At 73.2% G+C, this 14065-nt stretch carries 7 protein-coding genes; 1 reads left to right on the top strand and 6 read right to left on the bottom strand.

Annotated elements, in window-relative coordinates; all coding sequences use genetic code 11:
- Positions 1-8: 8 nt before the first annotated feature.
- Positions 9-542 carry an EF-hand domain-containing protein gene (locus AC3EVP_RS08715; protein WP_435127852.1) on the bottom strand — a complete coding sequence of 178 codons (534 nt, stop codon included), beginning with the start codon at positions 540-542 and terminating at the stop codon, positions 9-11.
- Positions 543-676: 134 nt separating this feature from the next.
- A complete protein-coding gene (locus AC3EVP_RS08710) occupies positions 677-3580 on the bottom strand; it encodes a DEAD/DEAH box helicase (protein ID WP_435127808.1) in 2904 nt (967 codons plus the stop codon).
- A gap of 315 nt (positions 3581-3895) precedes the next feature.
- Between AC3EVP_RS08710 and AC3EVP_RS08705 the strand changes: the two genes are divergently transcribed.
- Positions 3896-4945 (top strand): PASTA domain-containing protein, encoded by a 1050-nt coding sequence (locus tag AC3EVP_RS08705; RefSeq protein WP_435127806.1) that lies wholly within the window; start codon positions 3896-3898, stop codon positions 4943-4945.
- A 114-nt stretch (positions 4946-5059) separates the two neighbouring features.
- Here the strand turns inward: AC3EVP_RS08705 and htpG are convergent, their stop codons facing one another.
- The 4 genes from htpG to AC3EVP_RS08685 all read right to left on the bottom strand — a co-directional run bounded on the left by htpG (position 5060) and on the right by AC3EVP_RS08685 (position 14013).
- Positions 5060-7027: a molecular chaperone HtpG gene (gene htpG / locus AC3EVP_RS08700; protein ID WP_435127804.1), complete on the bottom strand. Its 1968-nt coding sequence runs from the start codon at positions 7025-7027 to the stop codon at positions 5060-5062.
- Positions 7028-7176: 149 nt separating this feature from the next.
- Positions 7177-8934, bottom strand: a complete 1758-nt coding sequence (locus tag AC3EVP_RS08695; protein WP_435127802.1) for a discoidin domain-containing protein — start codon at positions 8932-8934, stop codon at positions 7177-7179.
- Between the two features lie 110 nt (positions 8935-9044).
- A complete protein-coding gene (locus AC3EVP_RS08690) occupies positions 9045-10136 on the bottom strand; it encodes a DUF1996 domain-containing protein (protein ID WP_335982405.1) in 1092 nt (363 codons plus the stop codon).
- 439 nt (positions 10137-10575) lie between these two features.
- Positions 10576-14013 (bottom strand): hypothetical protein, encoded by a 3438-nt coding sequence (locus tag AC3EVP_RS08685; protein WP_435127800.1) that lies wholly within the window; start codon positions 14011-14013, stop codon positions 10576-10578.
- Positions 14014-14065 lie beyond the last annotated feature (52 nt).

Genomic DNA, 14065 nt, shown 5'->3' with positions numbered 1-14065 from the left:
GTAGGGGTTCACAGCGGTCCGAAGAGTTGGTCGCCGGCGTCGTCGGCCGAGCCGTCGCCGCGGTAGTACCGCGCGGCCGCGGCCATCAGCCGCTCCAGGGTCAGCGTGCCGTCCGGGCCGGCCAGCAGGTCGAAGGTCTGCGCCGCGTGCCGCTCGGGCACGCCGACGGCGGCGATGACCGCGGCGAACTCGTCCCGCCCGACCAGCCCGTCGTCGTCGCGGTCGGCGAAGTGGAAGCCCGCCTCGTAGAGCGGGCCGATCAGCGTGTCGAAGTCGGCGCTCACGTGCAGCACGGCCCGGCGGAACTCGTCCCGGTCGATCACGCCGTCGCCGTCCGTGTCGGCGGTAGCGCGCAGCGCCTGCCAGTAGTGCGTCATCGCGTCGGCATACCGCCGGCCCTTGGCGAGGCTGCGCTCCTCGCCGAACGAGGCGCGCACACGACCGGCCATCAACACGAAGTCGTCCTCCGCGATGACGCCGTCGCCATTCACGTCCAAGAGCGCGAAAAGCCGCTCGTACTTACGGTCCAGCAAAGCCCCCATCATGCCCCTCCACCCTCCCGGAATGACCGCCCGGCCACATCAGGAATTCTCCCCCCGCATATGACCGGCAACCACACTCGATCGAGTGAACCGGCCGCTCGCCGACCCCTCGCCGACCCCTCGTTCGAATGAATTCAGCCTTTCCGGCGCGGCACCCGCCCGCGCAGCGCGACCAGCTCGGCCAGTTCCCCGTCGCTCAGCTCGCTGAACGCCGCCTCGCCCGAACCCAGGACGGCGTCGGCGAGTTCGCGCTTGTGCCGCAGCAGCGCGGCGACCTTCTCCTCCACCGTGCCCTCGGCGACCAGCTTGTGCACCTGCACCGCACGGGTCTGCCCGATCCGGTGCGCACGGTCGGTGGCCTGGTCCTCCACCGCCGGGTTCCACCACCGGTCGTAGTGCACGACATGGCCCGCGCGCGTCAGGTTCAGACCGGTCCCGGCCGCCTTCAAGGAGAGCAGCAGCACCCGTACGGCGCCGCTCTGGAAGGCGTCCACCATCTCCTCCCGCCGGCCGACCGGGGTGCCGCCGTGCAGCAGCAGCGCCCGCACACCGCGCCGGGCGAGGTGCCGCTCGATCAGCCGCGCCATCGCCACGTACTGCGTGAAGACCAGCACCGAGCCGTCCTCGGCGAGCACCGTGTCCAGCAGCTCGTCCAGCAGCGCCAACTTCCCCGACCTGTCGCCGAGTCCCACCCCCTCGGGCTCCTTCAGGTACTGCGCCGGGTGGTTGCACACCTGCTTCAGGCCGGTCAGCAGCTTCATCACCAGCCCGCGCCGGGCCATGCCGTCCGCGCCCTCGATCTCGGCCATCAGCTCCCGGACCAGCGCGTCGTAGAGCGCCGCCTGCTCCTTCGTGAGCGGCACCGGCCGGTCGGTCTCGGTCTTCGGCGGCAGCTCCGGCGCGACCCCCGGGTCGGACTTGCGCCGCCGCAGCAGGAACGGCCGTACCAGCGACGCCAGTTCGCGGGCAGCCCGCGGGTCGCGGTCGCCCTCCACGGCCCGCGCATAGCGGTCCCGGAAGGCGCCGAGGGTGCCGAGCAGCCCGGGCGTGGTCCAGTCGAGCAGCGCCCACAGGTCCGACAGGTTGTTCTCCACCGGGGTGCCGGTCAGCGCCACCCGGCCGCGGGACGGGATACGGCGCAGCGCCCGCGCGGTGTGCGCGTGCGGGTTCTTGACGTGCTGGGCCTCGTCGGCGACGACCAGCGACCAGGGCCGCGCGGCGAGGAGTTCCGCGTCGCGGCGCATCGTCCCGTACGTGGTCAGCACGAAGCCGCCCGCGGCCACCGCGTCCTGGATGGCCTGTTCACGTCCGCGGCCGTGGAAGCGGGCGACGGGCGCGGTCGGCGCGAACCGGCGGATCTCGCGCTCCCAGTTGCCCAGCAGCGTGGCCGGGCAGACCACCAGCGTCGGGCCCGCGGTGGCCTTGCGCTCCTGGCGGCGCAGGTGGAGCGCGATGAGGGTGACGGTCTTGCCCAGGCCCATGTCGTCGGCGAGGCAGGCACCCAGACCGAGGGACGTCATCCGGTGCAGCCAGTCCAGGCCGCGCAGTTGGTAGCCGCGCAGGGTGGCCGCGAGGGCCTTCGGCGGGTGGCGCGGCTCGCGGGACGCGCGGGCCTCCGGGTCGGCGATCCGTGCGCGCAGCTCCTCCAGCGCCGCGCCCGCGGTGACCTCGACCCGCTCCCCTTCCACGTCCACGCTGCCGGTCAGCGCCGCGCCCAGCGCCTCCACCGGCGTCAGTGACGGGGTGCCGCCTCGGCGCGCGGCCGCCCGCAGCCGCCGTACCAGCTCCGCTTCCAGCGGCACCCACCTGTCCCGCAGCCGTACGACCGGGCGGTGCGTACGGACCAGGTGCTCGACCTCCGCGCCGGTCAGCTCCTCGCCGCCGAGCGCCACCCGCCACCGGAAGTCCAGCAGCCCGCCGGACAGGAAGGACGCGGCCGCGGAGGTCGTGGCGCGGCGCGCGGCGTCCGCCGGTTCCAGTACGCCGGTCGCGGTCAGGCCGCGGACCAGGTCCTTCGGCCAGTGCACCGCGATGCCGCCCGCCGTGAGCCGCTCGGCGGCCGCGCCCAGCAGCTCCCGCGCCTCGCCGTCGGTCAGGTCGAGGGCGGTCGGCGCGGTCGGCACCAGCAGGCGCGCGGCCGGCGGCCACCCGCGCGCCGCCTCCCGCAGCAGCGCCCGCGCGTCCAACCGCGGGTACGGGCCGAACCGTTCGGGCGCCGCGGCCGTACCGGCCCACAGGTCGGCGGCGTCGGCGAGCACCGACGGGTCGGCCGCGCTGTGCAGTTGGACCACGGCGCGGAAGGACACGTCCCCGCCGTCCCCGCCGGCCCCGCCGGTCACCTCGACGCGGAGCGACACCCGCAGTGCCGGCTCCCGCCGTTCGGGCTCCGGCGGCGCGCCGCGCTCCCGTACGGCCCGCGGCGGGTGCGACGCGTACGGTGCGCCGCCGGCCGCTTCCCGAGTCGCGGGCTTGCGCGTCAACGCGTCGGCCATCGCGTCGAGGAACCCCCGCAGCGTCACCTCGGCGCTCGGCACCGCCACGGGCGCCCCGTCCGCCACCGGTACGGCCCTGGCCCGGTGCGGCATCGCGGCGGCCAGTGCGGCGAGCCGCTCCTCGTCGGCGCGGTCCAACGGGCCGATCCGCCACGCGTCGTGGCCCTCGGCCGTCACCCCGGCCACCGCCCGCCCCCGGGCCAGCAGGCCCAGGCCCAGCGTCGCCGCCGCGCCCCAGAACGCCATCCCCTCCGACGCCCGGCCGCTCGCCCCCAGCCCCCGGCAGCGGGTCAGCACCGGCACCGCCTGCTCCACCCCGACGGCCACCGCCGCCACCTTCTCCTCCCGCAGCCCGCCCTCCCCGTCCGGGCACACCACCGCCACCCACTCCGGCGGCACCCCCACGTCCGCCACCCCCTCCGCGCCCCAGAACACCACCCGCCCCCGCCCCGGCGGCTCCCCCACCACGAACAGCGCCTCCCCACCCGCCAACCCCGCCACCGCGGCCCCCAACCGTCCCCGCTCCACCTCCACCACCTCAAGCACCCCGACCCCCCTCCATCCGTCCCACCAGGCTAATCACCCCCACCGACAATCCCCCTGGACCCCCGCCCCCGCCTCTGCGCCCGGCGACGGGAAAGCGGAAGCAGCGTGCGGCACGCACCGCGGGGTGCGTCAAGGAAGATCGTCGTTACCCAACGCGAGGATGCGAACACTTTCGGTAGGATTCGTCGGCTACCCGCCGATGGCGAAACCCGTCTCTCCCCCCGAGCACCGAGGACACCTGTGAACCCGTACAACTCCCCGGCGGCACGTCGGCCTTGGTGGAGGAAGACTCCCGCCACGCTGGGCGTACTGGCCTTGATCGCCGTCTTCAGCGCGGTCAACGCGGTCCTCGGGTGCCTCGTCATGATCGCGGCAATGGTGCTGGTGTGGGTGCTGCCGCCCTGGCGCTGGTTCGCGAAGCTGGGGGCCATGTTCGGGGCCATCGCGCTCATGACGCTCGGTGCGGCGCTCACGGGCCAGGCAAGCGACACGAGCGCCAGCACGACCGATGCCAAGCCGAAAGCCGCCCCGGGGGCAACACGGACGGCCGCCGCGCCCGCGGCAACGACCCATGCTGTGCGGACCGTCGACTACACGGGCGAGCCGCTGGACACGGCTGAGGAGCAGGCACGGTCCGCCGGATTCACCACCATCGACCACGATGCCGCCGACAAGGCCCGCACTGTCATCATCCGCGGCGGGTGGAACGTGTGCTTCCAGCAGGCGGACCCGACCGCGAAGACCATCGACTTCGCCGCGGTCAAGACCGACGAGCCCTGTCCGGCGAAGGACGGCGGCCCGCTCCCGTGGCCGGACATGCCGAAGGTCGTGGGCCACACCTACAACGCGGCCGTCAAGATCCTGGAACACGCCCACATCGACCTCACCCGCGTCACGCTCGACGACGTCTACCTCGACGTCGCCCCACCCACCGCCACGGAGGCGGCCAAGAACGGCGACGAATGGCGGGTCTGCTTCCAAGACCCGGGCAGCGGCGAGGAGATCACATCCACCACCACCGTCCGGCTCGACCTGGGCAGGTGGAGCGCGTCCGACACAGGCGACCACTGCCCGTCGGCAAAGGACACGACCTACAAGAACCCCGAGGACGATCCGGACCACGCCGGTGACAGCAGCCTCCCGGGCAGCAGTTCCGACTCGTCGGGCTCGACCGGCGGTGGCAGCGCATCCCACGCAGCCGGCACCTCGACGGGCGGTTCCTCGTCCACCACCGGCGGCGGCAGCGCTGGCGCGGTGCATCCTGGCGCGTTCTGCTCGCCGCGCGGAGCCACCGGTGTCACCGACCACGGCACCGCCATGGTCTGCGGCCCCGGTTCCGACGGCCGCGACCGCTGGCACTCCTGACCGCCGTCGACCGCGTCGGCGCAGGCGTGGAATACCGCGAGCGGCTGGTCGCGCTGGGCGCCGCCTGGGGCGGGTGAGGGCGGCCCTCGGCGGCGGCCCGGCGCGACGCGGGGGTCAGAGGGTGCGTTCGAGGCGGTCGGCCATCAGCTTGACGAAGCGGGCCGGGTCGGCGAGTTCGCCGCCCTCGGCCAGCAGCGCCATGGAGTGGACGAGCTCGGCCGTCTCCTTGAGGGCCGGGTCGTCCGCCCGCTCGCCGTGGGCTCGGTTGAGGCCGGTCACCAGGGCGTGCTTGGGGTTGAGTTCGAGGATGCGCTTCACCTTGGGCAGCTCCTGGCCCATGGCGCGGTAGATGTTCTCCAGCGCGGGCGTCATGTCATTGGTGTCGGACACGATGCAGGCGGGCGAGACGGTCAGCCGCGAGGACAGCCGCACCTCCTTGACACTGTCGCCGAGTTCGGCCGTCATCCAGGTGAGCAGCCCGGCGAACTCCTCCTGCTGCTTCTCCCGTTCGCTGCCGGCCTCGGCCTTCTCCTCCTCGGTGCCGAGGTCCACCTCGCCCTTGGCGACCGAGCGGAACTTCCGCCCGTCGAACTCGGGCACGGCGTCCACCCACACCTCGTCGACGGGGTCGGTGAGCAGCAGCACCTCGATGCCCTTGGCCTGGAACGCCTCCATGTGGGGCGAGTTCTCGATGGCCTGCCGGGACTCGCCGGTGAGGTAGAAGATGTGCTCCTGGCCGTCCTTCATGCGCTCGACGTACTGCGCGAGGGTGGTCGGCGCGTCCTTGTCGTGGGTGGTCGCGAAGGAGGACACCCCGAGGATCGCCTCGCGGTTGTCGGTGTCGTCGAGCAGACCCTCCTTGAGCACCCGCCCGAACTCGCGCCACAGGGTGGCGTACCGGTCGGGCGCGGCGGACATCATGTCCTTCACCGTCGACAGGACCTTCTTCGCCAGGCGGCGGTGCATCAGCTGGATCTGGCGGTCCTGCTGGAGGATCTCGCGTGAGACGTTGAGCGACAGGTCCTGCGCGTCCACGACGCCCTTGACGAACCGCAGGTACGACGGCATCAGCGCTTCGCAGTCGTCCATGATGAACACGCGCTTCACATACAGCTGCACACCGCGCTGGTAGCCCTGCATGAAGAGGTCCTGCGGGGCGTGCGAGGGGATGAACAGCAGCGCCTGGTACTCGAAGGTGCCCTCGGCCTGGAGGCGGATGACCTCCAGCGGGTCGATCCAGTCGTGGCTGATGTGCTTGTAGAGCTCGTGGTACTCCTCGTCGGTCACCTCCTCCCGCGACCGGGCCCACAGCGCCTTCATGGAGTTGAGCACTTCCGGCTCGGCGGCAGCCGCGGACTCCCCGCCCGACTCGCCGTCACCGGTCTCGGCGTCCCCGTCACCGTCGCCGGACTCCGCCGCCGCGGGCGCCGGCTGCGCGGCCATCCGGATCGGCCAGGTGATGAAGTCCGAGTACCGCTTGACGATGTCGCGGAGCTTCCACGCCGACGTGTAGTCGTGCAGCTGGTCCTCGGCGTCCTCCGGCTTGAGCCGCAGCAGGATCGACGTGCCCTGCGGCGCGTCCTCGACGGTCTCCACTGTGTACGTGCCCTCGCCGTCGGACACCCAGCGGGTGCCCTGGGACTCGCCGGCGCGCCGTGTCAGCAGCGTCACCTCGTCGGCCACCATGAAGCTCGCGTAGAAGCCCACGCCGAACTGGCCGATCAGGCCCTCCGTGGCCGCGGCGCCCTCGGTGTCCTTCAGCTCCCGCAGGAACTTCGCGGTGCCCGAGTTCGCGATCGTGCCGATGAGTTGGACCACCTCGTCGCGCGACATGCCGATGCCGTTGTCCCGCACGGTGAGTGTGCGGGCCTGCGGGTCGGCCTCGAGCTCGATGTGGAGGTCGGAGACGTCCGCGCCGAGCGAGTCGTCGCGGAGGGCTTCGAGCCGCAGCTTGTCGAGGGCGTCGGAGGCGTTGGAGACGAGTTCCCGCAGGAACACGTCCTTGTTGGAGTAGATCGAGTGGATCATCAACTGGAGGAGCTGGCGCGCCTCCACCTGGAACTCGAACGTCTCGGTCGACATCGTCCGTTGGTCCTTCACAGATCACCGGGTGGCAGGTCCTGACCTCAGCACTGTAGATCAGCCGGGCCGCCCGCGACCGGCCCATCGGGCAACGGCCCCGCGGGCAGCGCGCCCGCGGGACCGTCGGGCGACCGCTCGGCCGCCCTGTGTCACGCGTACACGCCGAACTCGTACAGCGAGTAGCCGTATCCGGTCCCGCGCTGGGTGCCCAGCACCCGGACGTAGCGCCCGGCACCGTTCACATCGATGTCGTCGATCGCGCCGTCACCGTCGGTGACCGACTTCACCGTCGTCCAGTTGACGCCGTCGTCCGAGGTCTGGATGTCGTACGCCTTCGCGTACGCCGCCTCCCAGTACAGCTGCACATGCGTGAACGCGGTGTGCTGGCCCAGGTCCACCTGGAGCCACTGCGGGTCGCTCCAGTCGCTGGACCAGCGGGTGGCGGTGTTGCCGTCGACCGCGTCGGCCGCGGTGCAGGGGCAGCCGCCGGTCGGGTCGGTCTGGAACGAGGACGCCGTGGCGGGCTTGTTCAGCGCCACATCGGTGCCGGACACCTTGGGGGGCACCACCTTCAGCGACTTCGCGCCGTAACTGACGTTGCCGTGGCCGTCGGTGGCCTTGACGTAGACCTTCCACACGCCCGGCCGGTCGGGTGCCTTGGCGGTGAGGGTGTTGCCGTTGACGGTGGCGGCCACCGGGGTGAGCGCGCCGTTGTTGTCGAGGTAGATGCTGCTGTAGAGCACCTGGTAGCTGATCTGCTCGTGTTCCGGGTCCGTGGTGTCGGTGCTGATCGTCACGTCACCGCCGGCGGGCACCCCGTCGGTGGCGCCGCTGACGGTCATGTCCGAGACCAGCGGCGGCTGGTCGTCCCCGGACGTGTCGCCGCCGTACGCCTTCTTCACCGCGTAGTACGACGGGCGTTTGAGGCCGTCGGGCACCAGGTTGAACCAGATGCCGCCGAAGTCGTCCTCGGTGCCGTAGTGGAAGAGGGTGGCGCCGAGTGCGACGCCCTGGTGGCTGGTGACGCAGTTCCAGGCGGTGGTGTAGCCGTCGGCCTTCTGCTGGTCGGTCGGCTCGTCGGGCACGCCGTTCGCGTCGTTCGGCACCTCCCAGGAGCCGGCCGGGCCGCCCTCGGTGACGATGTACGGCTTGTCGTAGCCGCCCGCCTCCCAGGCCGACTTGACGTTGCAGACGTCCTTGTAGGAGTTGACGGCGTACAGGTCCAGATCCGGCGCGTACTTCTTGTAGTACGGCCAGGCGCCGGTCCACGCGTCGGTGGAGGTCACGGGGTGGTTGGGGTCGACGGCGTGGATCTTCTGCGCGATCTGGTCGACGAAGCTGACGTACGCGGCGCGCTGCTGCTCCAACGCGTCGCCGCTGTAGCAGTTCTGGAGCCCGAGCACCGACTCGTTGCCGACGTCCCACATCAGCACGCCCGGGTTGTCCTTGTAGGTGTCCACCCACTTGGGGAACTCGGCGAGCATGTCGTTCTTGTAGGTGTCGTCCGTCAGGTAGTCGACGCAGCCGCCCGAGCCCGGGCCGCCGCCGGGCTGGAGCCAGAAGCCGGCGATCACCTTGATGCCGTTGGCCGCGGCCGCGTCGAACAGCGGCGCACTGGTCGCGTCGGTGCCCCAGGTACGGACTGTGTTGACGCCCGCCTTCGCCAGGTCCGGCAGGTCCTGCGCCGCGTCGGTCGCGGCCGGCCCCCACGTCAGGCCCTTCACCTCGTACGGGGCGCCGTCGACGGTGAGTTGCCAGTGGCCCTGCGAGCCGGTCACCTTGACCACGGACCCGGCCGCGTGGGCGGCGGGCGCCTGGATCACGGCGAGCCCGGCGACGGCGAGCGCGGTCGCCGCGAGCGGGGCGACCGCGCGTCGCGCCCGCCCCTTCCGGAAGGGTCGTTGCATGTGTCTTCCTCCTTGGTACGAGCTTTGGTACGCGCTCGGTACGAGACGTTGGGAGAGCGCTCTCCCGAAGGGCGTGGAACGGCGCCCTCCGGGAGAGACCCGCGCACGGGTTACGGGATCAACTCGTAGTTGCTGTCGAGCACGGCGCCCTTGCCGGGCTGGCTCTGGTCGTAGCCGTGGTCGTCGCACTGCAACCCGCCGTTGATGCAGTGGGTGACCATGGCGGCCAGCGTGGCGTCGTCCCAGTCGGCGAAGAAGTCGTAGTGGAAGGAGAAGCCCGCCCCGCTTGCGAGGTGGACCTGCGACATGTCGCCGTTGACCGGGAAGGCCATCTTGAACTCGATCATCGGCAGCGCCACCGGGTGGTCCGCCGGGCAGACGTTCTGGTTGGCGCCCGACGGGACCGGATACGCCATGTGGCTCTGGTGGTCCGGCGTGTCCAGGTGGATGCCGTCCCAGCAGCTGGGCGCCTGGAGGCGGATGTTGAGCTGCACGTCAGGGGTGTCGGGACAGGAGACGGGGATGTCGAAGTTCCCGTAGCTGTTCCCGCACTCCCAACCCTCCACCGTGCCCTTGAGGTTCTGGAACTGCTCCTTGGTCTGCATCGGGTTGCCGACCACGAACCGCAGCCCCTTGGGGAACGGCCGGACGCTGGTGTAGTCGTTGACGCCCGACTTGTAGTAGATCGTCTGCGGGCCGATCGGCAGGATCTTCTGGTCGCCGTTGAACATGCTCGGCATCCAGTAGGCCGACTTGTCGCCGGGCGCGTTGCACGTGGTGCCGCTCGCCGCCTCCAGCGAGGCGGTCGTCGAGTCGGCGTTCGTGCTGACGTTGCCCATGAAGGTGTGGTCGTGCGACTTGCCCGGCTGCCCGGGGAAGACGATCGGGTCGTCCGGCAGCGTGTGGGACGGCGCGCACTTCGCCTGGAACTCGTGGAAGTACGCGTGCGGCGGGTCGTACGTCGACGGCGTCACCCCGGTGACCGGCGGGTCGGCCATGATGTAGCCGTCCCCGTCGGGGTCGTCGCCCGACGTCTGCGTGGACACCGGCATGTCCATCGCCGCCGCCGTGCCAGCGTGGTGCGCCGCGGTGTGCGACGACGGTGCGGCGGAAGCGTTTCCGGTGAGTGCCACCGCACCCCCCACCGCGGTCATCGCGAGCGCTATGAGCAGCCCTGGAAGCTTTCTGGACCTGCGTGCCATGGGAACCTCCTCGTCCTCCCGGCTCCGGTGGATGTCCTCGCGCGGCCGCTCCGCCCGAGGGTGCCCGCGGTGCGGCCGACAACGCGGTGAAGAGTTCGGAGAGCGCTCTCCCGCGTCACGGCATGTTGCGCTTCCGGTTCGGGGGTGTCAACAGTTCTTGAAGTCGCTGGTGCGGAGCGGCCCGTCGTGCAAGGGCGCCTGCGGGGTGCTGGCCTGGCGCTTCACAGGTCGTGGCGATGTCGTGAAGGTTGTGGAGGAAGCATGGGGAGCCCTCTTCCGCATGCTGTGCGGGAGTTGGGGCGGGCGGGGCTCAGGGGGCGAACGGTGGCGGCCAGGGGCGGACGGCGTACCGGCCGTACGGGCCTCGGTGGTGTACGGCGCCGGGCTGCCGGGTCGTACACCACCGCGGCCCCGAAAGGCACGGGTCGGGGCTCGTCCGTCACTCCGCCGCCGTGGTCACCGCGAGGGCCGCAGCGCGCACGTCCGGGTCCGGGTGGCGGCGCAGGGTGCGCAGACGGGCACGCCAGTCCTCGCGCCAGCCGGTGCGGACGCCGAGCGCCTGGGTGACGGCCACCGCGAACTGCCCTTCCGCGGCCTGCCCGTCGGCCGCGCTGAGGCGGTCGACGGCGGCCAGGAGCGCGAGCGGATCGCCCGGGCGGCGGGTGGTGCCGAGCCGGGCGCGCAGGACGCCCGCGATGTGCGCGGCGAGCACCGGCCGGCGGCGCAGCGGTGCGGCCAGGAGCTCCAGCGACTCGACCAGCGCCGCGGGCGGTTCGGCGTCCAGGTCGAGGGCGAGGGCGGCGAGATGGGCACCCTGGTGCACGAAGTCGTCGTGGGCACTCAGGAGTTCGCCCGCACGGCGGACGGCGGCGCGGGTGGCCCGGCCGCCGGTGGCGGACACGGTGCCGGTCAGCCGCTGCACGAGGTGGTCGATCCGCTGCCGGGCGGGCCGGTCCCGTTCGTCGGCGGCGTCCAGTCCGCGGGCGGCGGCCTGCGCGTCGTCCGCCACGAGGCGGGCGAGGGCGTCCAGGAGCGGCCGGGCGCCGTCGGCGCCGCGGGCGAGCGACACCAGTCCGTCGGCGGCCGGCCGCCAGGATGTCCGGTTGCCCTGGTCGACCGCCGAGGCGACCAGGATCGGTGCGGCCTCGGGGTACCAGGGCGACCAGGCGGCGAGCCGGCCGGTGGCCGCGTCGGCGGTCTCCTGGTCCGCGGAGTCCCGGACCCGTGCCACCAGCCGTGCGTAGCGGGCGCGTTCGGCCGGGGGCAGTTCGAAGGGCGCGGTGCGCAGGATCGCGCCCTGGGTGACCGGTGCCCCGGCGGCGGCCTGTTCGAGCAGTTCCCATGCGGCGGGTGTGCGCAGCAGCCGCCCGGCCACGAACGGCACGCACGAGGCCCGCACGTCCGGGTGCTGCTCCTGGAGGCCGTAGGCGGCCGCGACCAGCGCGCTCGCCGCCTCGACGGGTAGGCGGGTGGCCGCGAGCCGGATCATCTCCTTGCGGCTGGTGACCTTGGCCGCCGGCGGCGGGGTGCCGTCGGGCGCGGGCAGCAGCGCGGCCCGCAGCGCCGCCTCCAGCCGTGACGGGGCGACGAAGCGCGCCGCGCGCCCCGCCGCGTACAGCGCGACCCGCGCCCGGTCGTCGCCGGCGTGGGCGAGCAGCAGCGGGAGTGCTTCGGCGGGCCGGTCGGTCCAGGGCAGGGCGCCGAGCGCGGCCTCGGCGAGCACCGTGTCGGTGGCGCCGAGGTGGCGGCGTACGACGTCGAACCCGGCGTCCGGGATCGTGGCCGCGTCGCGGATGTACCCGGCCCGCTGGTAGGTGGGCAGCGACGCCTCGCCCGCGGCTCGCCGCAACAGCCGTGCCGCGGCCTGCTGCTGGCGCGGCAGCCACCGGTGGGCGCTGTCGGTGGGCGGCAGCCAGCGGGTGCCGGGGGTCAGGAAGCGGCCGTAGGGCGGCCGGTCGTTCAGCACCGTGTCGAGCAGGTCGGTGCGGTGGCGGGCGAGGACGTGCAGCACCGGGGCGAGGACGGCGGCGGACGGTTCGAGTTCCAGCACCCGCACGGCCCGCTCGCTGCGGGTCCGCGGGTCGTCCAGCCACAGGTCGACGGCGGTGCGTACCGTCGTGCTGTTGCCGAACTGCACGGCCTGCCACAGGAGTTCCTGGAGCTGGGACATGCGGCGCGCCCGGCGGCCCAGGGCCCGGGCCAGCGCGAAGGTCAGCGTGTGGTCGACCCGGTCCGCGCCCGCCTCCAGCCAGGGCCGCAGTACGTCGAAGACCTGGAACTCCTGCCCTCGGCGGAGCACTTGGTCCAGCCGGCCGAGGTTCGCGCCACCGGTGCCGCCCGAGAGCCGGGCGAGGATCTTCAACGCGGCGGCGACCAGTTGCTCTTCACCGCTGACCGCGTGCTCCCGCAGCAGTGCGACGGCCAGCCGGGACAGCGCGTGCCGGGTGCCGTACGAGCTGTCCCGCGCCTCCACGGCGTCGGCGGCGATCCGGTCGAGCGCGTCGGCATCGGTACCGGTGAACAGCCGCGCCGGGACGCGTGCGAGGGCCGCGAGCGCGGGTGTGCGGACCGGCTCCTGCTCGTTGCGCAACCTCCCGAGTTCACCGACGAGTTCGGCCACCGCGGCCGGGTCGCCCGACCGGGCGGCGTTGGCCGCCAGCAGCGGGTACGCCTGTGCGCGGTCCTCGGCCGCGGGCCGGCGGGTGGCGGCCAGCAGCCGGGGGCGGGCCTCGACGGGGGGCAGGTGGGCGACGGCGGCCAGCACCACCTGCCAGGCCGCGCCGGCGCGTTCGAGCTGCCCGGCCGTCCGCCGCGCCTCTGCCTGGGCCCGCGGGCGCGGCAGCACCTCGAGCAGCGCGTCGGACAGTTCGGTGCGCGACAGGTCCTGCCCCGCGGTGGCGGCGTCGTAGCAGGACGCGCGGCGGGAGGGCGGCAGGGCGCGCAGCAGGTGGGCGAGGGCGTCCTGCCGGTGGCTCCAGGCCCGGGCGAGGTCGGCCAGTTCGGGCGGGTCGCAGCGGGCGATCCGCGCCAGGGCGGCACGGGATATCAGGTCGCTCGCGGGGGCGGCGGCGCGGCGGGGCGCGGTGATCAGCCGGATCGTACGGCCCGGCTCCGCCCTGGCCAGCAGCCCGAGGATGCTCCGCACCGGCGGCGGGAGCCGGGGCGGGCAGTGCGCGTCCAGCAGGTCGAGGACGCGCGCGGGGCGGGCCTTCGCGACGGCGGGGAACACGTCGGCGTTGCGGGCCCACCAGGCGGCGCGGGACTGCTGCGGCAGATCGGCGAGTTGGCGCTCCACCTCGGCCAGCACCTGGTCGGGGTGGCTGCGGCCGAGCGCCTGCCAGTTCACCACCGCCCGGAACAGCTCGGGCAGCAGTCGCGCCACCGTCGCGCCGCCGCAGCCGGGCAGCAGCCGGGCCGCCTCCTCGTCGTCCCACAACTCCCGTACGGTCGGCAGCAGTCGCTCGGCCAGTGCGGTCCGGCCGCCGGCCACGACGACGTGGGCGAGTCGGCGCCGGGCGTCCTGCGGTGCGTCGTGCACCGCGCGGGCCAGTGCGTCGTCGCGGAGTGGCAGCCGGACCGCCGCCTTCTGCGCGTGGCGGCGCACCGCGGGGTCCGGGTCGAGGAGGCGGTGCTCCAGGAACTCCAGGTCCCGCCCGGCGACCGCCGCGGTGCCCGCCAGCCGGCGGCCGTAGCTGCCGCGGCGGTCCAACTCGTGGAGCGCGGCCCGCAGGTCGGGTGGACCGGCTCCCGCCGGACGCCGCGCCTGCTCCCGCGCCCAGGCGGCGAGGTGCCGCATCCGCTCGCCGTGGGGCAGCGGGTCGACAGCGGCGAGCAGTTCGTCGACGGCGGCGCGTACGGACCCGGGTGCGTGGGTCATGCGGTGGTCCTCCAAGCGGTCGGTCGGCAAGGCCCAGGCGGCGGGTTCGGCG

It is taken from the genome of Actinacidiphila sp. bgisy144 (assembly GCF_057708105.1).
This window is presented reverse-complemented; position numbering and strand designations above follow the sequence as displayed.

Excerpts from the sequence above, each read along its gene's own strand:
- AC3EVP_RS08715 (WP_435127852.1), bottom strand. The coding sequence starts at position 542 with ATGGGGGCTTTGCTGGACCGTAAGTACGAGCGGCTTTTCGCGCTCTTG.
- htpG (WP_435127804.1), bottom strand. The coding sequence starts at position 7,027 with ATGTCGACCGAGACGTTCGAGTTCCAGGTGGAGGCGCGCCAGCTCCTC.
- AC3EVP_RS08695 (WP_435127802.1), bottom strand. The coding sequence starts at position 8,934 with ATGCAACGACCCTTCCGGAAGGGGCGGGCGCGACGCGCGGTCGCCCCG.
- AC3EVP_RS08690 (WP_335982405.1), bottom strand. The coding sequence starts at position 10,136 with ATGGCACGCAGGTCCAGAAAGCTTCCAGGGCTGCTCATAGCGCTCGCG.
- AC3EVP_RS08685 (WP_435127800.1), bottom strand. The coding sequence starts at position 14,013 with ATGACCCACGCACCCGGGTCCGTACGCGCCGCCGTCGACGAACTGCTC.